The organism is Cupriavidus sp. UME77 (assembly GCF_014170355.1).
GTDB lineage: Bacteria > Pseudomonadota > Gammaproteobacteria > Burkholderiales > Burkholderiaceae > Cupriavidus > Cupriavidus basilensis.
Genome location: NZ_LZZU01000098.1, coordinates 1 through 25,021, shown reverse-complemented (window position 1 = coordinate 25,021; position 25,021 = coordinate 1). Strand labels below are relative to the sequence as shown.

At 66.9% G+C, this 25,021-nt stretch carries 26 protein-coding genes; 18 read left to right on the top strand and 8 right to left on the bottom strand.

What is annotated here, in order from left to right; translation table 11 throughout:
- Positions 1-10 precede the first annotated feature (10 nt).
- A complete protein-coding gene (locus A9975_RS37450) occupies positions 11-193 on the top strand; it encodes a hypothetical protein (RefSeq protein WP_183037128.1) in 183 nt (60 codons plus the stop codon).
- A 14-nt stretch (positions 194-207) separates the two neighbouring features.
- Here A9975_RS37450 and A9975_RS37445 read toward each other — a convergent pair whose 3' ends face one another.
- Positions 208-1,131 (bottom strand): LysR family transcriptional regulator, encoded by a 924-nt coding sequence (locus A9975_RS37445; protein ID WP_183037127.1) that lies wholly within the window; start codon positions 1,129-1,131, stop codon positions 208-210.
- Between the two features lie 157 nt (positions 1,132-1,288).
- On the opposite strand from A9975_RS37445, the gene A9975_RS37440 reads away from it, so the two are divergent.
- Together A9975_RS37440 and A9975_RS37435 are read left to right on the top strand one after the other, a co-directional pair.
- Positions 1,289-2,032, top strand: a complete 744-nt coding sequence (locus A9975_RS37440) for an SDR family oxidoreductase (RefSeq protein WP_183037126.1) — start codon at positions 1,289-1,291, stop codon at positions 2,030-2,032.
- A gap of 150 nt (positions 2,033-2,182) precedes the next feature.
- Entirely contained in the window at positions 2,183-2,992 is an 810-nt protein-coding gene (locus A9975_RS37435) for a DUF3047 domain-containing protein (protein ID WP_255504295.1), read from the top strand.
- 45 nt (positions 2,993-3,037) lie between these two features.
- Here the strand turns inward: A9975_RS37435 and A9975_RS37430 are convergent, their stop codons facing one another.
- The 6 genes from A9975_RS37430 to A9975_RS37405 all read right to left on the bottom strand — a co-directional run bounded on the left by A9975_RS37430 (position 3,038) and on the right by A9975_RS37405 (position 7,114).
- Positions 3,038-3,454 carry a type II toxin-antitoxin system VapC family toxin gene (locus tag A9975_RS37430; RefSeq protein ID WP_183037124.1) on the bottom strand — a complete coding sequence of 139 codons (417 nt, stop codon included), beginning with the start codon at positions 3,452-3,454 and terminating at the stop codon, positions 3,038-3,040.
- On the bottom strand, positions 3,441-3,677 hold the full coding sequence (locus A9975_RS37425) for a DNA-binding protein (protein WP_150984430.1): 237 nt from the start codon (positions 3,675-3,677) through the stop codon (positions 3,441-3,443). Before A9975_RS37425 ends, A9975_RS37430 begins: the two co-directional genes overlap by 14 nt.
- A 108-nt stretch (positions 3,678-3,785) precedes the next feature.
- A complete protein-coding gene (pcaD, locus tag A9975_RS37420; protein WP_183037123.1) occupies positions 3,786-4,574 on the bottom strand; it encodes a 3-oxoadipate enol-lactonase in 789 nt (262 codons plus the stop codon).
- A 7-nt stretch (positions 4,575-4,581) separates the two neighbouring features.
- Positions 4,582-5,568, bottom strand: coding sequence for a tripartite tricarboxylate transporter substrate binding protein (locus tag A9975_RS37415; protein WP_183037122.1), 987 nt, complete (start codon positions 5,566-5,568; stop codon positions 4,582-4,584).
- A gap of 108 nt (positions 5,569-5,676) precedes the next feature.
- Positions 5,677-5,955 (bottom strand): muconolactone Delta-isomerase, encoded by a 279-nt coding sequence (gene catC, locus A9975_RS37410; protein WP_183037121.1) that lies wholly within the window; start codon positions 5,953-5,955, stop codon positions 5,677-5,679.
- Positions 5,956-5,992: 37 nt separating this feature from the next.
- Positions 5,993-7,114, bottom strand: a complete 1,122-nt coding sequence (locus A9975_RS37405) for a muconate/chloromuconate family cycloisomerase (RefSeq protein WP_043352961.1) — start codon at positions 7,112-7,114, stop codon at positions 5,993-5,995.
- A gap of 116 nt (positions 7,115-7,230) precedes the next feature.
- Here A9975_RS37405 and A9975_RS37400 point away from each other — a divergent pair, with 116 nt between their 5' ends.
- Entirely contained in the window at positions 7,231-8,127 is an 897-nt protein-coding gene (locus A9975_RS37400; RefSeq protein WP_174423471.1) for a LysR family transcriptional regulator, read from the top strand.
- Between the two features lie 196 nt (positions 8,128-8,323).
- Positions 8,324-8,791, top strand: a complete 468-nt coding sequence (locus tag A9975_RS37395; protein ID WP_183037120.1) for a hypothetical protein — start codon at positions 8,324-8,326, stop codon at positions 8,789-8,791.
- Between the two features lie 66 nt (positions 8,792-8,857).
- On the opposite strand, the gene A9975_RS37390 is transcribed toward A9975_RS37395, so the two are convergent.
- The gene (locus A9975_RS37390) at positions 8,858-9,562 is read right to left on the bottom strand and encodes a FadR/GntR family transcriptional regulator (protein WP_183037167.1); all 705 of its coding nucleotides are present in this window, start codon (positions 9,560-9,562) and stop codon (positions 8,858-8,860) included.
- Between the two features lie 425 nt (positions 9,563-9,987).
- Here A9975_RS37390 and A9975_RS37385 point away from each other — a divergent pair, with 425 nt between their 5' ends.
- The 13 genes from A9975_RS37385 to A9975_RS37325 all read left to right on the top strand — a co-directional run bounded on the left by A9975_RS37385 (position 9,988) and on the right by A9975_RS37325 (position 24,575).
- The gene (locus A9975_RS37385) at positions 9,988-11,235 is read left to right on the top strand and encodes a branched-chain amino acid ABC transporter substrate-binding protein (RefSeq protein WP_174423469.1); all 1,248 of its coding nucleotides are present in this window, start codon (positions 9,988-9,990) and stop codon (positions 11,233-11,235) included.
- 110 nt (positions 11,236-11,345) lie between these two features.
- A complete protein-coding gene (locus A9975_RS37380; RefSeq protein ID WP_183037119.1) occupies positions 11,346-12,287 on the top strand; it encodes a branched-chain amino acid ABC transporter permease in 942 nt (313 codons plus the stop codon).
- Between the two features lie 2 nt (positions 12,288-12,289).
- Positions 12,290-13,585 (top strand): branched-chain amino acid ABC transporter permease, encoded by a 1,296-nt coding sequence (locus A9975_RS37375; RefSeq protein ID WP_183037118.1) that lies wholly within the window; start codon positions 12,290-12,292, stop codon positions 13,583-13,585.
- A complete protein-coding gene (locus tag A9975_RS37370) occupies positions 13,582-14,340 on the top strand; it encodes an ABC transporter ATP-binding protein (protein WP_183037117.1) in 759 nt (252 codons plus the stop codon). The genes A9975_RS37375 and A9975_RS37370 overlap by 4 nt, the downstream gene beginning before the upstream one ends.
- Positions 14,337-15,071 (top strand): ABC transporter ATP-binding protein, encoded by a 735-nt coding sequence (locus A9975_RS37365; RefSeq protein ID WP_183037116.1) that lies wholly within the window; start codon positions 14,337-14,339, stop codon positions 15,069-15,071. The genes A9975_RS37370 and A9975_RS37365 overlap by 4 nt, the downstream gene beginning before the upstream one ends.
- Complete coding sequence (locus A9975_RS37360) at positions 15,068-15,892, top strand: SDR family NAD(P)-dependent oxidoreductase (protein WP_255504294.1); 825 nt, start codon at positions 15,068-15,070, stop codon at positions 15,890-15,892. The genes A9975_RS37365 and A9975_RS37360 overlap by 4 nt, the downstream gene beginning before the upstream one ends.
- Before the next feature lie 58 nt (positions 15,893-15,950).
- Positions 15,951-18,140 carry a thiamine pyrophosphate-dependent enzyme gene (locus A9975_RS37355; RefSeq protein ID WP_183037115.1) on the top strand — a complete coding sequence of 730 codons (2,190 nt, stop codon included), beginning with the start codon at positions 15,951-15,953 and terminating at the stop codon, positions 18,138-18,140.
- Positions 18,141-18,185: 45 nt separating this feature from the next.
- Positions 18,186-18,671 (top strand): VOC family protein, encoded by a 486-nt coding sequence (locus A9975_RS37350; protein ID WP_183037114.1) that lies wholly within the window; start codon positions 18,186-18,188, stop codon positions 18,669-18,671.
- A 1-nt stretch (position 18,672) separates the two neighbouring features.
- Positions 18,673-19,905, top strand: a complete 1,233-nt coding sequence (locus tag A9975_RS37345) for a pyruvate dehydrogenase complex dihydrolipoamide acetyltransferase (RefSeq protein ID WP_183037113.1) — start codon at positions 18,673-18,675, stop codon at positions 19,903-19,905.
- 10 nt (positions 19,906-19,915) lie between these two features.
- Positions 19,916-21,316, top strand: a complete 1,401-nt coding sequence (lpdA, locus tag A9975_RS37340) for a dihydrolipoyl dehydrogenase (protein WP_183037112.1) — start codon at positions 19,916-19,918, stop codon at positions 21,314-21,316.
- A 14-nt stretch (positions 21,317-21,330) separates the two neighbouring features.
- Complete coding sequence (locus A9975_RS37335) at positions 21,331-22,071, top strand: SDR family NAD(P)-dependent oxidoreductase (protein WP_174423460.1); 741 nt, start codon at positions 21,331-21,333, stop codon at positions 22,069-22,071.
- A gap of 127 nt (positions 22,072-22,198) precedes the next feature.
- Complete coding sequence (gabD, locus tag A9975_RS37330; RefSeq protein WP_183037111.1) at positions 22,199-23,647, top strand: NADP-dependent succinate-semialdehyde dehydrogenase; 1,449 nt, start codon at positions 22,199-22,201, stop codon at positions 23,645-23,647.
- A gap of 91 nt (positions 23,648-23,738) precedes the next feature.
- Positions 23,739-24,575: a shikimate dehydrogenase gene (locus A9975_RS37325; RefSeq protein WP_183037110.1), complete on the top strand. Its 837-nt coding sequence runs from the start codon at positions 23,739-23,741 to the stop codon at positions 24,573-24,575.
- The last annotated feature ends 446 nt before the right edge of the window (positions 24,576-25,021 follow it).

Below are 25,021 nucleotides of genomic sequence, written 5' to 3'. Positions count from 1 at the left end.
GGAGTCCATCATGAGCATGCGAAAAAATGCACCGGCGGCACTGCTCGCCATCCTGCTTTGCGCCGGCGTCGGGGTTGCCGGCGCCGCGTCGCCGAAGTCGTCGGCCAGCGGCAAGGGGCAATCGGCGCAGTCAGGGCAATCCACCAAGCAGTCCAGCCGGAATTCGGTGCTGCCGTCCAACGTGCGGAAATAACCGGCCGGCGAACCTCAGGCGCCGATAGGAATCAAGCCTTGGTTCCCGTCGGCGCCTGCCTCGAACACATCGCGCAACCACTGCACGAACACCCGCACCCGCATTGATAGCTGGCGGTTCTGCGAATACAGCACCGACACCGGCATCGGCGGCGGCGGCAGGTCCGCCAGCACGACCTGCAAGCGGCCCTCCCGCAACTCTCCCGCCACCCGATAGCGCGGCACCTGGACCAGCCCCAGCCCGGCCACCGCGGCGCCGGTGTAGAGATCGGCGCCGGTGACCGAAATGGCGGCCGCCAGTTGCATGGCCGTCACGCGGCCAGCTACCGTGAATTCCAGCGGCACAGGCTTGCCGGTGCCGCTGGAGATGTAGTTGACCGCGCGATGCGCCGTCAATGCATCAAGATCCGCCGGTTCGCCATGGCGGGCCAGGTACGCGGGGCTGGCCACGGTCACCTGCTCCAGCAGCGCGACCCGGCGCCCCACCATCGACGAATCCTGCAGGTTGCCCGCGCGCAGCACGCAATCGATTCCCTCGCGCACCAGGTCGACCAGCCGGTCGTCCTCGCCAATATGGATTTCCAGCTCGGGATAGTGCGCCAGGAAATCCGGCAGCGCCGGCACCACGAAATGCCGGGCCAGCGTCCCCTGCAGGTTCACGCGCAGCAGGCCCTTGGGCGCGGTATCCCGGAATGAGCCCTCCGCTTCTTCCAGGTCGGCTATCAGGCGCACGCAGCGCCGGTAGTGCGCTTCGCCGTCGTGCGTGAGCCGCACCGTGCGGGTGGTGCGCTCCAGCAGCCGGGCACCGAGCCGCTGTTCCATGCGCTTGATCAGGTTGGAGATGGTGGCGCGCGGGATCTGGAGATCCTCGGAGGCCTGGGTAAAGCTCTGGCGCTCGGCGATGCGCACGAAGGCCTGCATTTCCTGGAATCGGTCCATGCGTAGCTGAACGGTGCCGGAGTGGGCAATGAAAGACCCTGGGGCGCCGGATTGTTAATGTGAACGGATCAATGATATCAAAATGCCACCAATTATCTTTGCATAGGAATGGTCCATGATCCGTTTCACCAACCCACCGCCTGAAAGGAAACGGACCATGCGCAACGCCAACCCCACCCAAGTCGCCATCGTCACGGGCGCATCCCGCGGCATCGGTGCCGCCGTTGCCAGGCGCCTGGCGCAGGACGGTCTCGCCGTCGCCATCAACTACGCGGCCGGCGCGGCCCAGGCCGACGCCCTCGTGGCCGAACTGAAGGCCGCTGGCGCGTCGGCCATCGCAGTGCAGGCCGATGTGTCCAAGGCCAACGATGTGCGCAGCCTGTTCGAGATCACCGAGCAGCAACTGGGCAAGGTGAGCGTGCTGGTCAACAACGCTGGCGTGCTCAAGACGGTGCCGCTGGCCGACACCAGCGACGCGCTCTATGACCAGACCTTCGACATCAACGTGCGCGGCACCTTCAACACCCTGCGCGAAGCCGCCGCGCGGCTTGCCGACGGCGGGCGCATCGTCAATGTCTCCAGCACCACGCTGGCGCTGAACATGCCCGGCTATGCCGTCTACAACGCCACCAAGGCAGCGGTGGAGGCGTTCACGCACGTGTTCGCCAAGGAACTGCGCGGCCGCAACATCACGGTCAATGCGGTGGCCCCCGGCCCGATCGCTACCTCGCTGTTCCTCGACGGCAAGACCGAAGAGCAGATCCAGGCCTTCGCCAAGATGCCCCCGCTGCAACGCCTGGGCCAACCGGAAGACATCGCCGGCGTCGTCGCCTTCCTCGTCGGCGCCGATGCCGGCTGGGTCAACGGCCAGATCCTGCGCGCCAACGGCGGCTTGGCCTGAGCGCTTGCGCGGCAAGGCATCTGGACGCGGGCTACCGCTACTACGCCAAGATCTTCGGCGATGCGCCGGCCGGCGCGCACACAAAGGCCCGGGCCGCTGCCTACAATGGAGACAATAAGAACAATGACGGCGACCATCGGGCAATCGATCATGACCCCCCATCTGGCTTTGACGCATTCCACCCGCTCGGTGGCGCCGCGCGCTCACGTGCTGGCCACCCTGCTAGCCTGCGGCCTGCTGCTCGCGCACGCTGCGCCGGCCCAAGCGCAGGCATCGGCAGCATCGGCGCCGGCGGCCCCCCCCGGCGCGGCCTTCTCCGCCGGCACGCCCGGCGGCCCGTTGCCGGCCGGGTGGAAGAACCTGCCGGTGGCGCACGGCAAGGCGTCGACCCACTACAGCCTGGTGGCGCAGGACCACGCCACGGTGCTGGAAGCCGACGCGGCCGCCTCCGCCTCCGCGCTGATGCACAAGGGCAACAACCTGGACCTGGAGGCCACTCCGCAGGTCAGCTGGCGCTGGAAGGTGGAACACCCGATCGATGCGGCCGACAACAGCGTCGCCGCCAAGGAAGACGCGCCGGCGCGCCTGGTGTTCATGTTCGATGGAGATACGGACAAGCTATCGCTGGGCGAGCGCACCGCCATCAAGCTGGCCAAGACGCTGGCGGGCGAGGAACTGCCCTATGCCACGCTGATGTACATCTGGTCCAACACCGCGCCGGTCGGCACGGTCATCGACAACCCCCACACCTCGCGGGTCAAGATGATCGTGGTGTCAGGCGGAGCCGACGCCGCCGGCAATTGGCTCACGCTGAGCCGCAATGTGGAACAGGACTTCGAGCATGCCTTCAAGGAGAAGCCCGGCAAGCTGACCGCCTACGGCCTGCTCACCGATACCGACAACACGGGCGGAAACGCGCGGGCCTGGTATGGAGATATCCTGTTCGGGGCGGCGAAGTAGCGTCGCGTGCCGCGGCAAACGCGGATTGCGGTCGTCGCTTGCCAGTCATTCAAAGGGGTTCAGAACACGCACCCCGGTACCAGCAAAATCACTAACGTTGCGCGTCACTACGGTGAGGTCGTGAATCAGCGCCGTCGCCGCGATCAGTTTGTCCAAGGCATGCTCCGCGTGGGGGACACGAAGGCGCCCCCATAGCTGACCGATTTCCGCATCTACCGCGAGGATATGTGCCCCGAACTCGTGCAGCACCGTGTCGAGCCACGTGGCAAGAAGCGCGCCTTGCGCATGATCTCCCCGATGCTGGATCAGCTCGACGCCACGCCGAAGTTCGCCGACTGTGACGACCGACAAGTACAGCTCACGCTCCTGCTTTGCCGCTTGGCGAAAGAATGCTCGAACACCCTTGTCGGCACGCTCGCGCTTCCTCATCTCACTGATGACATTGGTGTCAATCAAATACATGCGCGGCCCCGCCCGGCTGATCGACGCGCTCGAAATCGCTGTCCTCGCCGACATCTGGCATGCTTGCCAACACCTCGGCAAAGCTCTTGCGCCTGGTCGTGTGCAACGCCCGCGCAAGAATTTCACGGTGCTCGGCCTCAGCGCTACGACCGTGTGCGGCAGCCTGCTCACGCAGCCTCTGTACTAGCGCTTCATCAATCCCTCGAACCAGCAGATTTGCCATGATCCCCCTCCTGCAATGCCATCCGAAAACGATAGCATTGATATCATTGCGATGCAATCATGGATCGCATCGCAATGATGCCTGCGCAGGAAGGGTGAGCAATCCGCCTCAGCCTGCCAAAAACCCGCAAACCGCCTGCGCAAACCCCTCCGGCTGCTCCCAGTTTGACAAGTGGGCCCCGTCCAGCTCCACGTAGCGCGCCCCGGCAATCCCTTGCGCCACTTCGCGGCCTTGCGCCGGCGTGGTGGCCAGGTCGTGCGTGCCGGCAATCACCAGCACCGGGCAGGAGATGCGCTGCAGCTGCGCGCGCAGGTCGGCGTCGCGCACGGCGGCGCAGTTGGCCGTGTAGCCTTCGGGCGATGCGTCCAGCAGCATCTGGCGCACCGGCGCGATGCGCGCGGCGTTGCCAGCCAGCCAGGCGGCGCTGAACCAGCGCGCCAGCACCGCATCGACGATGGCGGCCATGCCCTGGCTGCGCACCGTCTGGATGCGCGTGTCCCAGCCGCTGGCCGGGCCGATGAGGGCGGCGGTATTGGCCAGCACGAAGCGGCCGAAACGCTCGGGGTGATTGGCCGCCAGCCACATGCCGGTCATGCCGCCCATCGACAGCCCGCAAAAATGCGCGCGCTGGATGCCGGCGTGATCCATGATGGCCAGCACGTCCTGGCCGAGTTCGGCAAACCCGAACGGCGCTGCGGCCGGGGACGGCAGGCCGGAGCCCCCGTGGCCGCGGGTGTCGTAGCGCAGCACGCGAAAGCGCTGCAGCAGGCTATCCATCTGCGGCGCCCACATCTGCATATCGGTGCCCAGCGAATTGGACATGACCAGCACGGGCGCGTGGGGCGCCCCCTCGATCTCGTAATGCAGCGCGATGCCTTGGTGCAATGCAGTGGTCATGGCGTTCTCAATCCGCGCGGATGCCGCGTTCGCGGATCAGCTTGCCCCATTTATCGGTTTCGGCAGCGAGGTGCTTGCCCAGCTGCGCGGGCGTGCTGCCGATCGGCTCGGCGCCGATGGCGGCCAGGCGGGTACGCACCGACGGCTTGGCCAGCGCGTCCACCATGGCCTGGTTCAGGCGCGCGACCACGGCGGGCGGCGTCTTGGCCGGGACAAAGGCGGCGAACCACGGCGACAGGTCATAGCCCTTGACGCCGGCTTCGGCCAGGGTCGGCACGTTCGGCAGCGTCGACGAGCGCTTGGCGGTGGTCACCGCGATGGGCGTGAGCTTGCCGGAGTCGATGTGCGGCTTGGCCGAGGTGATGCTGTCGAACATATAGTCGACCTGCCCGCCCAGCAGGTCCGTCATGGCCGGGCCGCTGCCCTTGTAGGGCACGTGGAGCATCTTGACGCCGGTGAGCGAGGTGAACAGCTCGCCAGCCAGGTGAATCGAAGTGCCATTGCCGGCGGAGGCATAGGTGTACTTGTCCGGCGTGGCGCGCGCCGCGGCGATCAGGTCGGGCACCGTGGCGGGCAGCTTCTTGGCCTTGCTGGTGACCAGCACGTTAGGCACCACCGCCAGGAGCGAGACCGGCGCGAAATCCTTGACCGGGTCATAGCTGAGGCGGCCGTACAGCGCGGGGTTCACCGCCATGCCGTTGGCGACGATGATCAGCGTGTAGCCGTCCGCGGGCGAGCGCGCCACCATCTCGGCGCCGATATTGCCGCCGGCGCCGGGGCGGTTTTCCACCACGATGGACTGGCCCAGGCTCCTCGACATTTCCTCGCCCAGCGTGCGGGCGATATTGTCCATCGCACCGCCTGCGGGGAATGGCACGACCCAGCGGATCGGGTGATCGGGATAGGTGTCGGCATGGGCGGCGGACGGCAGCACGGCCAGGGTGGCCAGCGCACAGGCGCAGGCGGCCCACGCGCGCAGGAATGGCAAGCGCATCAGAGTCTCCTCCAAGTGGATTCGGAGTTGGTGTTGGTGTTGGTGTTGGCGTTGGACCGCGGCCATCGGGGCCGCGGCGGTATTCAGGGTAACGGCGAGCCGGCCGGCTTACTTGATCGACGACGGGTGCTTGGCCAGCGGCGTGACGTGGATTTCCATGTACGGGAACAGCGGCAGGCTGGAGAGCATGGTGTGCAGTTCGTCGTTGGACTCGGCATCGAACACGCTGTAGTTGGCGTACTCGCCCACCACGCGCCACAGATGCGGCCACTTGCCCTGGCGCTGCAGGTCCTGCGAGTACGCCTTCTCGCGCGCCTTGATCTCGTCGGCCTGCGCGGCCGGCATGTCCGCGGGCATCTTTACGTCCATTCTCACCAGAAACAACATGCTTGAATCCTCGGTCTATGTTTGCTTGGGCAGCGCCTCAGGCGGCGCGGCGGTAATGGGCCAGCTTGTCTTCGTCCAGCGTCAGGCCAAGCCCCGGGCCAACCGGCAGGTGCAAGGCAAAGTCACGGTACTCGGGGCGCGCCGTCACCACATCATCCTTGAGAAGCAGCGGGCCGAACAGCTCGGTGCCCCAGGCCAGCCGCGGCAGCGTGGCAAAGCCGTGGGCAGCGGCGATGGTGCCCACGCTGCCTTCCAGCATGGTGCCGCCGTACAGCGCGATGCCGGCAGCGTCGCCTACCGCCGCTGTGCGCAGCATCTCGAAGATGCCACCGGACTTGGAAATCTTCAGCGCGAACACGTCCGCGCCCGCAATGCGCGCCAGTTCCATCGCATCCTCGGGGCCGCACACGGCCTCATCGGCCATCACCGGCACCACGAAGCGCGCCGCCAGCCGGGCCAGCGCGCCACGCTGCTCGCGCGGCACGGGCTGCTCGACGAGATCGATGCCGGCGGCTTCCAGCATGGCGATGCCGGTGGCGGCATCGGCTTCGTTCCAGGCCTGGTTGACGTCCACCGTCACGCGGGCACGGTCGCCCAGCGCGCGCTTGATGGCGGACACATGGGCCACGTCATCGCGCACGCTGCGACGGCCGATCTTGAGCTTGAAGGTGTTGTGGCGGCGCTCGGCCAGCAGGGTTTCGGCTTCTTCGATATCGCGGCCGGTATCTCCGCTGGCGAGCGTCCACAGGCAAGCCAGGTTCGGCCGCACCGCGCCGCCCAGCAATTCGGACAAGGGCAGGCCCAGGCGCTTGCCCTGCGCATCGAGCAGCGCGGACTCCAGCGCCGACTTGGCGAAGCGATTTCCCCGCGCCACCGAAGCCAGGCGCTGCATGGCGGCGTGGATATTGCACGCGTCGATGCCGGCCAGTGCAGGCGCCAGATAGGTATCGATGGTCAGCTTGATGCCCTCGGGGCTTTCGTCGCCGTAGCTCAGGCCGCCGATGGTGGTGGCTTCGCCAATCCCCTCGATGCCGTCGCTGCAACGCAGCCGCACGATCACCAGGGTCTGGCGCTGCATGGTGGTCATGGCAAGCTGGTGCGCCCGGATGGTGGGCAGGTCGACCAGGATGGCTTCGACGGAGGTGACGGTTGCTTTCATGCTGGGTGTCTGCCAAGTATGGAATACGTTGAGAAGCAGTATGTGGCTTGACATCCAGGGTGTCCAAGACCGAGTATGTCCCGATCAATACCTTTAAAGTATGAAAGGACGGGGGCATGGAGCTACGTCACCTGCGTTATTTCCAGGCCGTCGCGGCCGAACTCAACTTCACCCGCGCGGCTGAGCGCCTGCATATCGCCCAGCCGCCGCTGTCGCGCCAGATCCGCCAGCTGGAGGACGAAATCGGCACCGTGCTGCTGGACCGTTCCTCGCGCGCGGTACGGCTGACCGAGGCCGGGCGCTTCCTGCTGGAGCAATCGCTGCAGCTCAACCAGCGCATCGACGAGATCGTGGAAGGCACGCGGCGCATCGGCCGCAATGAAAAGCGCTGGTTCGGCATCGGCTTCGTGCCATCGGTGCTCTATGGCTTCCTGCCGGAACTGATCCGGCTGGTGCGGGGCTCCGATGCGGCGCTGGAGGTGGGCTTGTCGGAGCTGACCACCGTACAGCAGATGGAAGCACTGAAAGCCGGGCGCATCGATATCGGCTTCGGCCGCATCGTGCTGGACGACCCGGCCATCACCCGCACGGTGGTCATGGCCGAAACGCTGGTGGCCGCCGTGCCCAGCGGCCACCCGGCGCTCAAGGGCCCGCCCATGACGCCGGCGCAGCTGGCGGCCCACCCCTTCGTGCTCTACCCGGCGCGGCCCCGCCCCAGCTACGCCGACCACGTGCTGGCGCTGTTCCGCACGCAGGGCCTGCAGTTGCGCGTGGCGCAGGAGGCCAATGAGCTGCAGACCGCCATCGGCCTCGTGGCCGCGGGGCTTGGGATCTGCCTGGTGCCGGCATCGGTGCAGCGCCTGCACCGCGACGACGTGGCCTACGTGCCGATTGACGCACCCGGCTTTACCTCGCCGGTGATGATGAGCTATCGCAGCGACGACAGCTCGGCGCTACTGGCCGAGGTGGTCAGGCGCGTCGGCGAACTGGCCGGGACACCGCCATCGGCCTGAAATCCCGCACAGGCCAGGAGAAAACCCGGCGGCATCCCATGAATGGGTGATGCGCGAAGGCCGCCCGGTTTGTAGAGTGCCGTTATAAAAAGGATACGGGGAAATCGTGCCATCGACGCACTCAGGGTCACTATCGGGCCACGCCGCGCCACGGCCGGGTGGCCCGCTCATTGCGCTGCTAAAAGCGTGCGGGGACATGCTGCGCAAGGTCTGGCGCGGCGAGCAAGGTGAGGTAGCACTCACCTTGCTCCAACCGCTCGCGGCGCGCAACGCCACCTCCGTCCAGGCGCCGGACAGCGCCTTGCGCCTGCAACTCACCTACGCCGACACGCCGCTGACGCCCGGTGTGCCCCGGGTCACCGCCACCGCTGCGGTGCTGCGGGGCGACGGCACCGACATTACCGCCTCTGTGCCCCCGTCCGCATGGACCTGGCGCCAGGCTTGCGGCCTGTCGATGCGGGCCGGCTACGGCGCGGTCACGGTCGATACCGAGGGCCAGGGGCATGCCGTGTGCGTTTGCCCGCAGGGCGCCAGCGTGTCGGTCTCCGGCACCAGCCGCGCGGCCTGCCAGACGATGGCATCGGGGGTGGAAGTGACCGTTTTGCTAGCCAGCGGCCAGCGCTTGAGCCAGCGCTTCCAGCTGGGCCCGGCCGGGCTGGAATAAGTCAGGCAAGCCAGGCCGCGACAAGAACGCGGACTGCCCATCGGCAGTTGCCCCTCACCCCGCCAGTCACCCCTTGAGGTACATGTTCAGCCGCTTGGCGGCGTTGCGAAGGTGGGTTTCCGCCGCCTGCGCCGCCCGTTCGGGATCGCTCGCCACGATCGCGTCGTAGATGGTCTTGTGCTCTTCCTGCACGGCCTCGACCATGTCCGCGTGATGGCTCTTGGTATTGCTCCTCGCCTGCCGGATCACGCGCCGCGCGCCGTGCTCCAGGTGTTCGCTCAGGGCCTGGAAGTGCGGGTTGTGCGTCGCCTCGACAATAGCCTGGTGAAAGGCGAAGTCCTCTTCATCGCCCAACCTGTCGTTGGCGATCTCGTACTCCATGCCGATCAGCGCGCGCCGGATCCGCTTGAGGTCTTCCGGCGTGCGCCGCATGGCCGCGAACCTGGTGGCCGCCACTTCGATCGTCACCAGCAGTTCCATCACCATGGCCAGCGAGTCTTTCTCGTCGATGGCCACATCCTGCATGCGAAACGCCTGGCGCTGGCTGCGCTCGGTCACGAACACACCGCTGCCCGCCTTGGGCGCAACCAACCCCTCCGACTTGAGCTGCGACAGGGCCTCGCGCACCACCGCGCGGCTGACCGAGAACTGCTCGCACAGCAAGCGCTCGCTGGGCAGGCGGTCGCCCACGGCGAACTCGCCCGCCTGGATCGCCTGGATCAGGCGCCTGGCGATCTCGTCCGGCAGGTGTTTAGGCTCGGGATGGAACATGGTTCCCTCCGGGCGCTGGGTGGGCGGCGGCGCCGCGGCACCGGGCACAGTCTTGTTCAATACGGGCTCCCTGGCGCCAGACAGCCTCTGGCTGGCGCTCGATCTTGAATTGGTCTTACAGGTCAATGTAGCACGTCTGCGCGCGCATGAAACGTGTGGAATGTACCAGCACGAAGCCGTGCCGGCACCCGTTATTCGTCTGTAATCCAAGCTCTGCAAGGGAATAAGCCCTTCGTTCCGCTACGTGGATGCGTGTCCGATCAGACTCTCAGTAGAAACCCGCATGCCGCGCAAGTCGCCGTTGACGACCGCCGCCCATCTCCCTATAGTAAACCTGTCAGACCACTTAAGCCGCAGGTCAGACCACTATGACGGGCCGGTTCGGCGCCCGCCAGATGAATCCAAACAATAGCCAGGAGACACCCATGAGCGGTAGCCGCATTACCCGTCCTTTGTTCGCAGCCGCGGCACTCTCCGTGCTGGCGGGCACGGCATCGGCGGCGCCGGTGAAGATTGCGCTGGTCGAGACGCTGTCCGGCCCGCAGGCATCCACCGGCCTGATGTTCCGCGCAGCGGCGCGCTATGCGATCGACAAGATCAACGCCACCGGCGGCTGGAACGGCGAGCCGCTCCAGCTGGTCGAGTACGACAACCAGGGCGGCCCGGCGGGCGCGGCGGACAAGCTGAAGGCGGCCGTGGCCGATGGCGCCCAGATCGTCATGCAGGGTTCGTCCTCAGCCGTATCCGGCCAGATCACCGAGGACGTGCGCAAGTTCAACCTGCGCAATCCGGGCAAGGAAATCCTGTTCATGAACGTCGGCGGCGAAGCCATGGAGCTGACCGGCGAGAAGTGCCACTTCTATCATTTCAAGTTCGCCACCAATGCGCAGATCCGCGTCAAGGCGCTGGTCGGCGCGATGAAGCCGCTCCATGCGCTGGGCACCCGCGTGTACTCGATCAACCAGAACTACTCCTGGGGCGTCGACATGGAAAAGGCCATCGGCGACTACGCCGGCGCGGGCGGCTACACGGTGGTGGAAAAGACGCTGCATGACGTGAACAAGGTGCAGGACTTCTCGCCCTACGTGGCCAAGATCGCTGCCGCCAAGGCGGACAGCGTGATTACCGGCAACTGGTCCAACGACCTGCTGCTGCTGATGAAGGCCAGCAAGGCGGCCGGCCTGAAGACGCGCTTCGCCACCGTGTTCCTCGACCAGCCGGGCAATATCGGCAACGCCGCCGACGTGGCGCTGGGCCACTATGTTGCCCACCCCTTCAATGCCGAGGCGGGTAGCGCCGACAGTGAGCGCTTCGCCAACGACTTCAAGGCCCGGCAGGGCCATATGCCCGCCTACATCGAGCCGCAGACGGTGTTCGCGGTGGAGATGCTGGGCGAAGCGCTGAAGAGCGTGAAGCCGGAAGGCGGCAAGCTCAACACCAGCGCGCTGGCCAAGGCGCTCGAAACCGCCAAGGTCAGATCGCCGCTGGGCGAGATGAGCATGCGCGCCGCCGATCACCAGGTGCTGCTGCCGATGGTGGTGTCCGTGGTCGCCAAGGACGCGAAGTTCAAGGTCGACGGCACCGACATGGGCTTCAAGCCGGTCAAGACCTTCTCCGCCGCCGAGGCCGCCACGCCGGCCCAGGCCAGCTGCAAGATGCAGCGCCCCAGCTGATTCCCCTGCCCAAGCCACCCTAGCAACATCAGCCAGCGCCCGCGGCGCGGGCGCTGGCAAGTACGGCCATGCGCAAGTTGGCCGCACAGGCTCGTTCCAAGGAAGCCTTCATGGAATACCTCCTCGTCTCATTGCTTAACGGCACCATCTACGGCCTGCTGCTGTTCATGGTTTCCGCTGGCCTGACCCTCATCTTCGGCATGATGGGCGTGCTCAACTTTGCCCATGCGTCGTTCTACATGCTGGGCGCCTACTTTGCCTATACGCTGCAAGGCACGATCGGCTTCTGGCCGGCCATCGTGGTTTCGCCGATCCTGGTCGGACTGGCCGGGGTGGCGGTGGAGCGTTTCTTCCTGCGCCGCGTCCATCACCACGGCCACGCGCACGAACTGCTGCTGACCTTTGGCCTGTCTTTCATCATTGCCGAGCTGATCAAGCTGTTTTTCGGCAACTTCCCGGTGGACTACCGCATCCCGGCGTCGCTGGACTTCGCGGCCTTCCACCTGGGTGTGTCCTCCTACCCCTTCTATCGCGTGTTCATGGGCGGCATCGCCGTGGCCATGTTCGCCGTGATCTACCTCCTGCTCACGCGCACCCGGGTCGGCATCGTGGTGCGCTCGGCGATCTACAAGCCGCGCATGGCCGAGGCACTGGGCCACAACGTGCCGCTGGTCTTCATGGGCGTGTTCGGCATCGGCGCGGCGCTGGCGGGCCTGGCCGGCGCGGTGGCGGGCGCGTTCTACACCACCAACCCGAACATGGCGCTGGAACTCGGCGTGATGGTCTTCGTCGTGGTGGTAGTGGGCGGCCTGGGCTCGCTGGAGGGCGCCATGCTCGCCTCGCTGCTGATCGGGCTGATCACGTCGTTCTCGGTCGGCATCGATCGCAGCCTGGCCGACCTGCTGGCCTTGGCCGGGGCGGGCGCCTGGGCCGAGGAAACCGGAGGGCTGATGACCCTGAAGCTCTCCAGCCTGGCCGGGACGATCCCGTTCGCGCTGATGCTGCTGATCTTGCTGGTCCGTCCGTCAGGCTTGATGGGCGAGAAGGAGTAACCATGACCCACCTCTCCAACACGCAGAAGACCTTGTTGCTGCTCGGCACAGGCGCACTGCTGGCGCTGCCGATGGTGCTCTCGCAATCGCTGGTCAACGCATCCATCCAGATGCTGATCGCGGTGCTGTTCGCGGCCTCGTTCAACCTGCTCAGCGGCCAGGGCGGCATGCTCTCGTTTGGCCATGCGGCGTACTTCGGCATTGGCAGCTTTGCCACCGTGCACGCCATGAACGCCTTCGGCGGCAACGGCCTGCTGCCCACGCCGCTGCTGCCGCTGGCCGGCGGCGCCATGGGCCTGGTCGCCGGCCTTGCCGCCGGCTGGTTCGCCACCAAGCGCACCGGCGTCTACTTCGCCATGATCACGCTGGCGCTGGCCGAACTGCTGCACTCGCTGGCGCCGCACCTGAAGGGCTGGTTCGGCGGCGAAGCGGGCCTGTCCACCATGCGCATGCCGGCGTGGGGCCTCGCCTTCGGCGACAGCAACCAGGTCTACTACCTGACCTTGTTCTGGGTGCTGCTGTCGCTGGCGCTGCTGTACTTGTTCACCCTGACCCCGGTGGGCCGCCTGACGCTGGGCCTGCGGGAGAACGCCAACCGCCTGCGCTTTCTCGGCTATGACACCCACCGCCTCGGCGTGCTGGTGTTCGCCGTCTCGGCCATGTTCGCTGGCATCGCTGGCGCGCTGCAGGCACTCAACATGGAAGCAGCCAATTACGTGGTGTTCGAGTCATCCGCCTCCGCGGCGGTGGTGCTCAACAGCTATATCGGCGGCGTGAAGCTCTTCCTCGGCCCGGCACTGGGCGCGGCGGTGATGACCTTCTTCGGCTACGCGGTATCCGACCTGACGCGCTCGTGGCTGCTGTACCAGGGCATCGTGTTCGTGCTGGTGATGATGTTCATGCCGACGGGCCTGGCCGGGCTGATCAAGTCCTTCGCCACGCACAGCAAGACCTATGGCCTGCGTGCGCTGCTGCCCATGGCGCTGGCATTCGTCATCGGTACGTTGCTGCTCGCGGGCGGCACGGTGTTCACCGTGGAGATGCTGCAGCGCTTCTTCTCGCAAGACTACCGCTCCATGGCTGCCCTGAATGGTGGTGGCTGGCCCGCGATCGCGCTGTTTGGCCGCGAGTGGGATCCCATCTCGCCGCTGACCTGGCTGGTGCCCGCGGCGCTGCTGGCGGCAGGCATCGCCACGGCACGCCTGGCCAACGGCCGCTGGCTGCGCCTGAAGGACGCCACCCCCGCCATCGACGCCCCCGCCACCGCGGCCACCAACGTCCGGAGGAACCCGGCATGAACACGCAAGCGATGCTCTCCCTGCGCGGACTGCGCAAATCCTTCGGCGACGTCGACATCATCCGCGGCGTGGACCTCGACCTCGTCAGCGGCGAACGCCACGCGCTGATCGGCCCGAACGGCGCCGGCAAGTCCACGCTGTTCCACCTGATCTCCGGGCGCCTGCCCCTGACCAAAGGCGAGATCGTTCTCAATGGCGAGCCGATCCACGGCCTGTCGCCGCAGAGCATCAACCATCGCGGCCTGGCGCGCTCGTTCCAGATCACCAATATCTTCGCGGGCCTGACCGTTTTCGAGAACCTGCGCCTCGCCGTCATGCGGCGCCACGGCCTGCAATACACACTGTGGAAGTTCGCCCACAAGGTGCGTGCCGTGCGCGACGAGACCCAGCACCTGCTCGAACAGGTGCGGCTGGCCGGGCGCGCACAAACCATCGCCGGCGAGCTGTCCTATTCGGAGCAGCGCTCGCTGGAGATCGCCATGACGCTGGCCTCGGACCCGAAGGTCATCATGCTCGACGAGCCGATGGCGGGCATGTCGCAGGAAGAGACCGACTACACCGCCGGCCTGATCCGCGAGATCGCGCAGGGCCGCACGCTGCTGATCGTGGAGCACGACATGGATGTGGTGTTCTCGCTCAGCGACCGCATCAGCGTGCTGGTCTACGGCGAGATCGTCGCCACCGGCACGCCGGACGAGATCCGCAACAACGCACGCGTCAAGGAAGCCTATCTGGGCGAGGAGGTCACGGTATGAGCGCGCAGTCCGTACAAAGCGCCGATCCGCTGCTGAGCGTGCAAGGACTGCACGCGCACTACGGCAAGAGCCACATCCTGCACGGCGTGGATTTCCACGTTGGGCGGGCCGAAGTGGTAAGCCTGCTGGGCCGCAACGGCTCGGGCCGCTCCACCACCCTCAAGGCCATCATGGGCCTGGTGCCGCCAAGCGCTGGCCACATCAGGCTGCGCGGGCGCGATCTGGCCGGCGCGCAATCGTATGCGATCTGCCGCAAAGGCATTGCCTATGTGCCGGAAGAGCGCGAGGTCTTCGCCAACCTGAGCGTGGACGAAAACCTGCGCATGGGCGAGCAGCGCGCCACCGAGGGCGCGCCGCAATGGACCTTCGAGCAGATGTTCGACTACTTCCCGCGCCTGAAGGAGCGCCGCAACACCAAGGCCGGCAGCCTTTCCGGCGGCGAGCAGCAGATGCTGACCATGTGCCGCTCGCTGCTGGGCAACCCGCTGGTGATCCTGATCGACGAGCCCACCGAAGGCCTCGCGCCCAAGATCGTGACGGTGGTTGGCGAGGCCATCCAGGACATTCACCGCCGGGGTGTCTCGGTGGTGCTGGTGGAGCAAAAGCTCGCCATCGCGCTGAAGGTATCGAGCCGCGTCTGCGTGATGGGCCACGGCCGCATCGTCTTTGAAGGCACGCCCGAACAACTCACCTCCAATACCCAACTTCTGAAGGACTGGTTAGCCGTATGAGCACCTCTTTGCCTATTGGATACCCGAACGCGCAGCCCTTTGCGCGCGCCAGCTACCCCGGCCTGGCCGGCAAGGTCGTGCTCAACACCGGCGGCGCCAGCGGCATCGGCCGCGCGATGGCGCATGGCTTTGCCCGGCATGGCGCCCGCCTGATGCTGCTGGACCTGGATGCGCAAGGACTCGCCAGCACCAAGGCGGAGCTGGAAGCGGCCTACCCGGAAGTGCAGGTCGAAGTGGTGAAGGCTTCGATCACCGATCCCGACGCCGTGGAGCAAGCCTGTGCCGCCACCGAAGCCCGCTTCGGCCGCATCGACATCCTGCTCAACAACGCCGGCATCTCGATGAACAAGCCCTCGCTGGAACTGACGCCCGACGACTGGCGCCGCGCCATCGATATCGACCTCTCCGGCGTGTTCTTCTGCACGCAAGCCGCGGCGCGCCGCATGGTGCGCCAGGGCGGCGGCGCCATCCTGAGCACCGCGTCGATGTGGGGACTGGCCTCGTCCGCACGGCGCCTGGCGTACTGCGCCGCCAAGGCGGGCGTGGTGTCGCTGACCAAGTCTCTGGCGGCGGAATGGGCTGAGTACAACATCCGCGTCAACGCGGTCTGCCCGGGCTACACCAGCACCGCGCTGATGGAAACGCTGCTGGCCAGCAAGGCCATCGACGGCGACGCGCTGCTGGCGCGCACGCCGCTGCGCCGCTTTGGCGCGCCTGAGGAGATGGCGGAAGTCGCCCTCTTCCTGGCCTCGGACTCGGCCGCGTTCATCACCGGCCATGCGCTGGTCTCCGATGGCGGCTGGACCGCCGACGGCTTCTGAGCACGCAGTCCTCCAACACGATTGCAAGCACCATCGAACGGTAATCAAGGATTCTCCAATGTCTGAACGTAACGCCCTGCGCCCCGCCGCCGAATGGGTGGAACTGCGCACCACCGATGAAGACTGGGCCAAGGCCGACCCGGCCCTGCTCGGCACGCTGCTGAGCCACCTGCACCTGATCCGCGGCTTCGAGGAGGCTGTGCTCGAACTCGCCGCCGAAGGCCTGGTCCACGGCCCGGCGCACTCCAGCATCGGGCAAGAAGGCGGCGCCGCCGGCTCCATCGTGCCGCTGACCGGCGCGGACCAGATCAATGGCTCGCATCGCGGGCATCACCAGTTCGTCTCCAAGGCGCTGGGCTACCTCGCGCCCAATGGCATCGACCCGCGCGCGCCGCTGCCGGCGGACGTGCAAACGCTGCTGCAACGCACGCTGGCGGAAATCCTGGGGTTGGCGCAGGGCTATTGCAAAGGCCGTGGCGGCTCCATGCACCTGCAATGGGCCGAAGCCGGCGCGCTGGGCACCAATGCCATCGTGGGCGGCGGCGTGCCCATGGCCGCGGGCGCGGCGTGGTCGCACCGGCATGCCGGCACGGATGCGGTCGCCATCACCTACTTCGGCGACGGCGCGGTCAATATCGGCTCGGTGCTGGAGACCATGAACCTGGCCGCCGCATGGAAGCTGCCGCTGTGCTTCTTTATCGAGAACAACCGCTACGCCGTCTCCACCACGGTGGAAGAGTCCACCGCCGAGCCGCGCCTGTCCGCGCGCGGCATGGGCTTCAACATCCCGAGCTGGAAGGTCGATGGCATGGACCCGCTGGCGGTGTACCTGGCCACGCAGGAAGCGCTGGCGCATATGCGTGCCGGCAAGGGCCCCACGGTCATCGAAGCCGATCTGTACCGCTTCTTCCACCAGAACGGCCCCTTCCCGGGGAGCGCCTTCGGCTACCGCAGCAAGGAAGAAGAGCAGCAATGGCGCGCGCGCGACCCGCTCGAACTGATGGCGCGCCGCATGCAGGCGCGCGGCCTGATCAGCGCCGACGAGATCGCCGCGCTGCGTGAGCGCATCAAGCAAGCCATGCGCGACGCGATGGCCGCGCTGACTGAAGCCGATCCTTCCGGCAAGCCGGGCAAGCGCCGCATCCGTCCCGAGCTGTGGCCGAGCCCGGACTTCCGCGATGTAGGCATCCGTGGCGACCTGAGCGAGCTGGCAGGCCTGCGCTGCGAGGAGGAGGCCGGCTTCTCCGGCAAGCTGGACAAGCGCAAGTTCATCGACGTGGTGGCGGACGTCATGCAACGGCGCATGGAGACCGATCCGTCGGTGGTGGTGATGGGCGAGGACGTGCACCGCCTCAAGGGTGGGACCAACGGCGCCACGCGCGGCCTGCGCGACAACTTCCCGGACCGTGTGCTGGGCACGCCGATCAGCGAGAACGCGTTCGTGGGCCTGGGTGGCGGGCTGGCGCTGGATGGCCGCTACAAGCCGGTGGTTGAGTTCATGTACCCGGACTTCATGTGGGTGGCGGCCGACCAGGTCTTCAACCAGATCGGCAAGGCGCGCCACATGTTCGGCGGCGAAAGCGACGTGCCGCTGGTGCTGCGCACCAAGGTGGCGATGGGCACGGGCTATGGCTCGCAGCACTCGATGGACCCGGCCGGCATCTTTGCCACCAACCCGGGCTGGCGCATCGTGGCGCCTTCCACGCCGTTCGACTACGTGGGCCTGATGAACACCGCGCTGGCGTGCAAGGACCCGGTGCTGGTGATCGAGCATGTGGACCTGTACAACGCCTCGGGCATGGGCCCCGTGGATGACTTCGACTATCACCTCCCGGTGGGCAAGGCGGCGGTGCGCCGCGACGGTAGCGACCTCACTGTCATCACGTACCTGTCGATGGTCGGCCACTCGCTCGAAGCGGTGGAGCAGACCGGCATCGATGCCGAGGTGATCGACCTGCGCTGGCTGGACCGCGCCAGCATTGACTGGGACACCATCGCGCAGAGCGTAAAGAAGACCAACAACGTACTGATCGTGGAACAAGGCGCGCGGGGTACCTCCTATGGCGGATGGCTGGCCGACGAGATCCAGCGCCGCTACTTCGACTGGCTGGACCAGCCCGTGCAGCGCGTGACCGGCGCGGAAGCAGCGCCGAGCATCTCCAAGGTGCTGGAGCGCGCCGCCGCGGCCCGCACCGAGGAAGTGGCCGAAGGCCTGCGCCAGGTGATGCGCGACAAGGGCGCGGCGTGAGTCCGGAATCCCGCCTGGCCAACTGAACGAACCCAAGGAATACCAATGACCCTGAACATGATTGTTCCCCTGGAGGTCGGCATCGCCGTGCGCGACCTGCCGCGCATGCGCCAGTTCTACGAGCAGGTACTGGGCTTCGACTTTGTCAGCGAAGTGGCCGTGCCTGCGGCAAGCGCCGTGCAGGCTGCCATGCACGCCGGCGGCTATACCGCCGTGCGCCTGCAAACCAGCTACGGAGAGCGCATCAAGCTGCTGGCCCCGGTGCAAGCGCCCGCACCCGCGGCAGCGCCCGAGTACATCCTCGACAAGGCCAACGCCACCTACCTCACGTTTATCGTGGACGACATCCAGGCCGCCGTCGACAAGCTGCTCGCCGCCGACGTGGAATTCCTGACCGGCCCGCAGCGCATCGAAGTGCGCCCCGGCACCTACCTGGCGTTCTGCCGCGATCCCGAAGGCAATGTGCTGGAGATCGTGCAGTACGCGGATATCGCCGCCTACCGCCCCGACCTGCAACCGAGGACTGCCTGACATGGCCACCCTGCTACGCATGCCCGAGGTGGCGGCCAATGCCACCCAGGCCACGCTGCAAGCGTGGACCAAGAACGAAGGCGATACGATTGCCGTGGGCGACTGCATCGCCGAGATCGAGACCGACAAGGCCGTGGTTGAGCTCAATGCCGATTCGGCCGGCGTGCTCGCCCGCCGCCTGGTGGCGGCCGGCCAGGACGTGGAAGTGGGCGCGCCCATCGGCGTGCTGCTGGTCAATGGAGAAACCAGCGTGGATATCGATGCGCTGATCGCCGCAGCCGGTGTCGGCGCGCAAGCGCCGCAGGCCGAGGCGGCATCCACTGGCCAAGCCGTGGTGGCCGCCAATGCCGCCCCGGCGCAAGCCGCACGCATCTTCGCCAGCCCGCTGGCCCGCCGCCTGGCGGCGCAGCGCGGACTGGACCTGGCGGCATTGCGCGGCAGCGGCCCCAATGGCCGCATCGTCAAGCGCGATATCGAGCAGGCCGCCGCGGCTCCGGTCGCTGCCAGCGCACCTGCCGTTGCGCGCCCCGCCGCACCGCAAGCCCAGGCCAGCGATGCATTCACCGAAATCCCGCACAGCAATATGCGCCGCACCATCGCGCGCCGGCTGAGCGAGAGCAAGGCCACCATCCCGCATTTCTACCTCACGGCGGATTGCCGCATGGAGCAGTTGCTGGCGCTGCGCGCGCAGATCAACACCAACGCGCCGCGCAAGATCTCGGTCAACGACTTCATCGTGCGCGCCGTGGCGGTCGCCTTGCGCGAGGTGCCGGCAGCCAACGTGGGCTGGACCGATACGGCGATGCGCCAGTATCGGCAGGCCGATATCGCGGTAGCGGTATCCACGGACGCCGGCCTGATCACCCCCATCGTGCGCGCTGCCGATACGAAGCCGCTGTCCGTCATCAGCGCCGAAATCGCCGACCTGGCCACGCGCGCGCGCGCTTCGCAACTGCGCCCCGAGGAGTACCAGGGGGGCAGCTTCAGCGTTAGCAACCTGGGCATGTTCGGCGTGTCCGAGTTCTCCGCCATCATCAACCCGCCGCAGGCCGCCATCCTTGCCGTGGGCGCCACGCAAGCGGTGCCGGTGGTGGAAGGCGGCGAGCTGAAGGCCGGGCAGGTCATGCGCTGCACGCTCTCGGTGGACCACCGCGCCATCGACGGCGCACTGGCCGCGCAATGGCTGGCCGCGTTCAAGCGCCTGCTTGAAAACCCCTTGTCGATGCTGATCTAAGGACCATGACGTGGCGAACTCCTCATTTGACCTGATCGTCGTGGGCGGCGGCCCGGGCGGCTACGTGGCCGCCATCCGCGCCACGCAGCTGGGCATGAAAACCGCGCTGGTCGAGAAAGAGCACCTGGGCGGCATCTGCCTGAACTGGGGCTGCATTCCCACCAAAGCACTGTTGCGCTCCGCCGATGTACTGCGGCTGGTCAAGGACGCAGCGGCCTACGGTGTGCATGCCGCGCCGCCTACCGCCGACCTGCCGGCCATGGTGGCCCGCTCCCGCGCGGTGGCCGCGCAGCTGGGCAAGGGCGTGGCTCACCTGATGAAGAAGAACGGCGTGACCGTGCTCAACGGCCACGGACGGCTGGCGGGCAAGGGCAAGCTGGAAGTCACCGCAACGGATGGCACGATCAGTACCGTTTCATCCGCCCACATCCTGCTCGCCACCGGCGCACGCGCCCGCCAGTTGCCCGCGCTGCCGGCGGACGGCAAGACGGTCTGGACCTATCGCGAGGCGCTGGCGCCGCCCGTGGTGCCAAAGCGCATGCTGATCGTCGGCGCCGGTGCCATCGGCATCGAGTTCGCCAGCTTCTATCACGCGGTGGGGGTCGAGGTGACGGTGGTGGAGATGGCGGACCGCATCCTGCCGGTGGAAGATGCCGACATCTGCGCGCAGGTAGCGAGCAGCCTGAGCCGGGAAGGCATCGTGCTGCATACAGGCACCGGCATCAAGAGCGCCGAGCGCAACGGGCAAGGCTGGTCCGTCGAGCTGCAAGGCGGCAAGTCCGGCGGCGCGAGAGTCGACGTCGACGTCGTGCTGGTGGCGGCAGGCATTGTCGGCAACGTGGAAGGCCTCGGCCTGGAGCAAACCGCCGTCAAGGTCGAGAAGACGCATATCGTCACCGACGGCTTCGGCCGCACCGATGAGCCCGGCGTGTATGCCATTGGCGACGTGGCGGGCCCGCCGTGGCTTGCGCACAAGGCCAGCCACGAAGGCGCGATCTGCGTGGAACGTATCGCCGGGCTGCATCCGCATGCGCTCGATGCCACACGTATTCCGGCTTGCACCTACAGCCATCCACAAGTGGCGAGCGTGGGGCTCACCGAGGCACAGGCCAGGGAGCGCGGCCATCCAGTCAAGGTCGGCAAGTTTCCTTTCGTCGGCAACGGCAAGGCCATTGCCATGGGCAGCACTGCCGGCCTGGTGAAGGTGGTATTCGACGAAGGCAGCGGCGAACTGCTCGGCGCCCATATGGTGGGCGACGAGGTCACCGAGATGATCCAGGGCTACGCCATCGCGCAGACGCTGGAGACCACCGAGGCCGACCTGATGGCCGCCGTCCTGCCGCACCCGACCATGTCCGAGGCCATGCACGAAGCCGTGCTCGCGGCCTACGGGCGCGCACTGCATATCTGAACACGGGAGAGAACATGTACAACTTTGATCAACGCACGCTGCTGCTGACCGGCGCCAACGGCGGCATCGGCCGTGAGACGGCCAAACTGTTCCTGGCGCACGGCGCCAACCTGGTGCTGACGGATCTGGACGAAGCCGGCGTCGCCGGATTTGCCCGCGAACTGGACCCGGGCGGCGAGCGCATCGCCACGCTGCGCATGGACGCCGCCAGCCCCGACGATTGCGAGCGCGCCGTGGCGCTCGCGCAAGCGCGCTTCGGCGGCATCGATTTCCTGGTGCCGTCGGCAGGCTTGTACCAGGCCCAGCCAGTGGCCGAGATGAGCGACGCGCAATGGCGGCAGACGCTGTCGATCAATCTCGATGGCGTGTTCTATCTTGTGCGCCGCGCCATTCCCGCGCTGCGCGAGAACAGCGCCATCGTCAACCTGACGTCGGTGGCGGCGCACCGGGGCGCTTACTACAATGCGCACTATTCGGCCTCCAAGGGTGGCCTGCTCAGCCTCACCCGCAGCCTGGCGCGGGAACTCGGGCCGCGCACCCGCGTCAATGCTGTATCGCCGGGCGTGATCGAAACCCCCATGACCACCGAGCTGATCCAGAAGCGCGGCGCCGATTCCGTCGAGCAGACACCGCTCAAGCGCCTCGGCCACCCGCGCGAGATCGCCACCGCCATCGGCTTCCTGTGCAGCGACGCGGCCAGCTTTGTCACTGGCGAGGTGCTGCACGTCAATGGCGGGCTGTATATCGCGGGTTGAGTCGCGGGTTGAGTCGCGGCTTGATCGTCCGTCCGGCGGCCAAACGAGACCGCCGGATCCTGCTAACCTGCCGTCGGCGGCGCTGCGCCGAATCCCCCCAACATCGCTACGGAACCGGAACCAGACCATGTTGCAACTCCAAGACCCCTCCCTGCTGCGCCAGCAGTGCTATATCGATGGCCGCTGGACCGATGCGCAGCGTCATATCGACGTGACCAATCCCGCCACCGGTCAGCGCGTCGGCCAGGTGCCCCTGCTGGGCGCCGACGAAACGCGCCAGGCCATCGAGGCCGCCAACCGCGCTCTGCCGGCCTGGCGCGCGCGTACCGCCAAGGAACGCTCCGCGCTGCTGCGCAAGTGGTTCGAACTGCTGCTGGCGAACCAGGACGACCTCGCCCGCATCATGACCGCCGAGCAAGGCAAGCCCTTTGCCGAAGCCCGCGGCGAGATCGGCTACGCGGCCTCGTTCATCGAATGGTTCGCCGAGGAAGGCAAACGCGTCTACGGCGAGACCATTCCCGCACCCGTCAGCAACCAGCGCATCGTCGTCACCAAGGAACCGGTGGGCGTGTGCGCGGCCATCACGCCGTGGAATTTCCCCGCGGCCATGATCACGCGCAAGGCCGGCCCGGCGCTGGCGGCAGGTTGCACGATGGTGGTCAAGCCCGCCTCGCAAACCCCGCTGACCGCGCTGGCGATGGTGGCGCTGGCGGAACGCGCCGGCATTCCCGCAGGCGTGCTGTCGGTCGTCACCGGCTCGGCTGCCGCCATCGGCGGCGAACTCAGCAGCAACCCGCTGGTGCGCAAGCTCACCTTTACCGGCTCGACGGAGGTCGGCCGTACGCTGATGGCGCAGACGGCGTCCACCATCAAGAAGGTCTCGATGGAGCTCGGCGGCAACGCACCCTTCATCGTGTTCGAGGATGCCGACCTGGATGCCGCCGTCGAAGGCGCCATCGTGTCCAAGTACCGCAACGCGGGACAGACCTGCGTCTGCGCCAACCGCCTCTATGTGCACAGCAAGGTCTATGACGCCTTCGCCGAAAAGCTGGTCGCGGCGGTACGCGCGCTGAAGGTGGGCAACGGCATGGACGACGGCGTGCGCATCGGACCGCTGATCGACGGCAAGGCAGTCACCAAGGTCGAGGAACATATCACCGACGCGATCTCCAAGGGCGCGCGCGTGCTGCAAGGCGGCAAGCGCCACGCGCTCGGGCAATCGTTCTTCGAGCCTACCGTGCTGGCCGACGTGACGCCCGGCATGCTGGTCGCGCGTGAAGAAACCTTCGGGCCGCTCGCGCCGCTGTTCCGCTTCGAGACCGAGGACGAAGTCGTCGCCATGGCCAATGACACGGAATTCGGCCTGGCGAGCTATTTCTACGCCCGCGATCTCGGCCGCGTGTGGCGCGTCTCCGAGCGGCTGGAGTACGGCATGGTCGGCGTCAACACCGGCCTGATCTCCAACGAGGTGGCGCCGTTCGGCGGCGTCAAGCAATCGGGCGTGGGCCGCGAAGGCTCGCACTACGGCATCGAGGACTACCTGGTCATCAAGTACACCTGCATGGCCGGCATCTGAGCCATCGCCATGCCCGCGGGACGGCGCGCATCCGTCCCGCCTCCCGCTTCCTTCCCTCTTCCCGCTCTTACACGTCACCCGGAATCCCGCAATGCAGATCGATGGCAATACCCAGCTTGTCGGCATCATCGCCGCCCCCATCGCGCACGTGCGCACGCCGCAACTCTTCAATGCCTCGGTCGCCCGCCAGGGCCTGAACGCCGTCTGCGTGCCCTTCCATGTGGATGCGGCGCAATTGCAGGCATTCCTCGCCGGCGCGCCAGCCGCGCAAAACCTGCAAGGCCTGGTCGTCACCATGCCGCACAAGGAGGCGGTGGTGGCCATCTGTGGCGAACTGACCGATGCCGCGCGCCTGCTCGGCTCGGTCAATGCGATGCGCTTCGACCGCCAGAAAGGCTTTTGGGTCGGCGGCAACTTTGATGGCGACGGCTTCGTCGCCGGCCTGCGCGAACGCGGCCACAGCCTGTCTGGCAAGCGCGTGCTGCAGCTAGGCGCCGGCGGTGCCGGCAAATCGATGGCCTACGCCATCGCCCGCGAGCGGCCGGCCGAACTGGTCATCTACAACCGCTCCGCCGACAAGGCGCAAGAGCTGGCGGCAAGCCTGAAAGCGGTGCTGCCGACCGTCTCGATTCGTGCCGGCGATAACAGCCCCGCCAGCTTCGACGTGGTTGTCAACGCCACCGCGCTCGGCTTGCGCGATACCGACGCCACGCCGCTCCCCGCTGCGCAACTGAGCGCAGGCACGCTGGTCTGCGAGGCGGTGATCCGCGATGGCGATACCCCACTGCTGAAAGCCGCGCGCGAACGCGGCTGCGCGGTGCATCACGGCCAATGGATGCTGTATGGACAGATCGTGGAGATCTCGCGCTTCCTCGGCGTTGCGCTGGCGCCGGAGTTTGTCGAACGGATCCTGGGGCCGGTGGACTGAGCACGAGCACGGCGGCATAACGAACGCCGGCCCTCTCCCCCGCCCCTCTCCCGCAAGCGGGAGAGGGGAGCAAAACCGGTGGATGGCAAACGGTAGCGCGCCGGCAGATGCAGCCCCGCGCGAAACCCCAAACGCGCGATATCCGAGGACGAAAGCAAGAGCGCTGCCGCCAGACGCCGACTCGGTGTAGCCGTGCGGAGCGCCCGAGGGCGGGCCGCACCAACCCGCGATGCGAAGCGAGCCGTCAAGGTGTACCACGCCATACGGCGCGCCTTCTTTGCCTACTTTCTTGGCAAGACAAGAAAGTAGGTCGCCGCCCCGCAGGGGTGGTGAAACTGCCTTTGACTTTAAGCCTTTGACGTTGACTTTGAACGGCAAGCAGTCAGAGCAGCAATCGCAATATCAAATCACCCCATCCCGCCGCAATCCCCCAATCACCTCCCCCC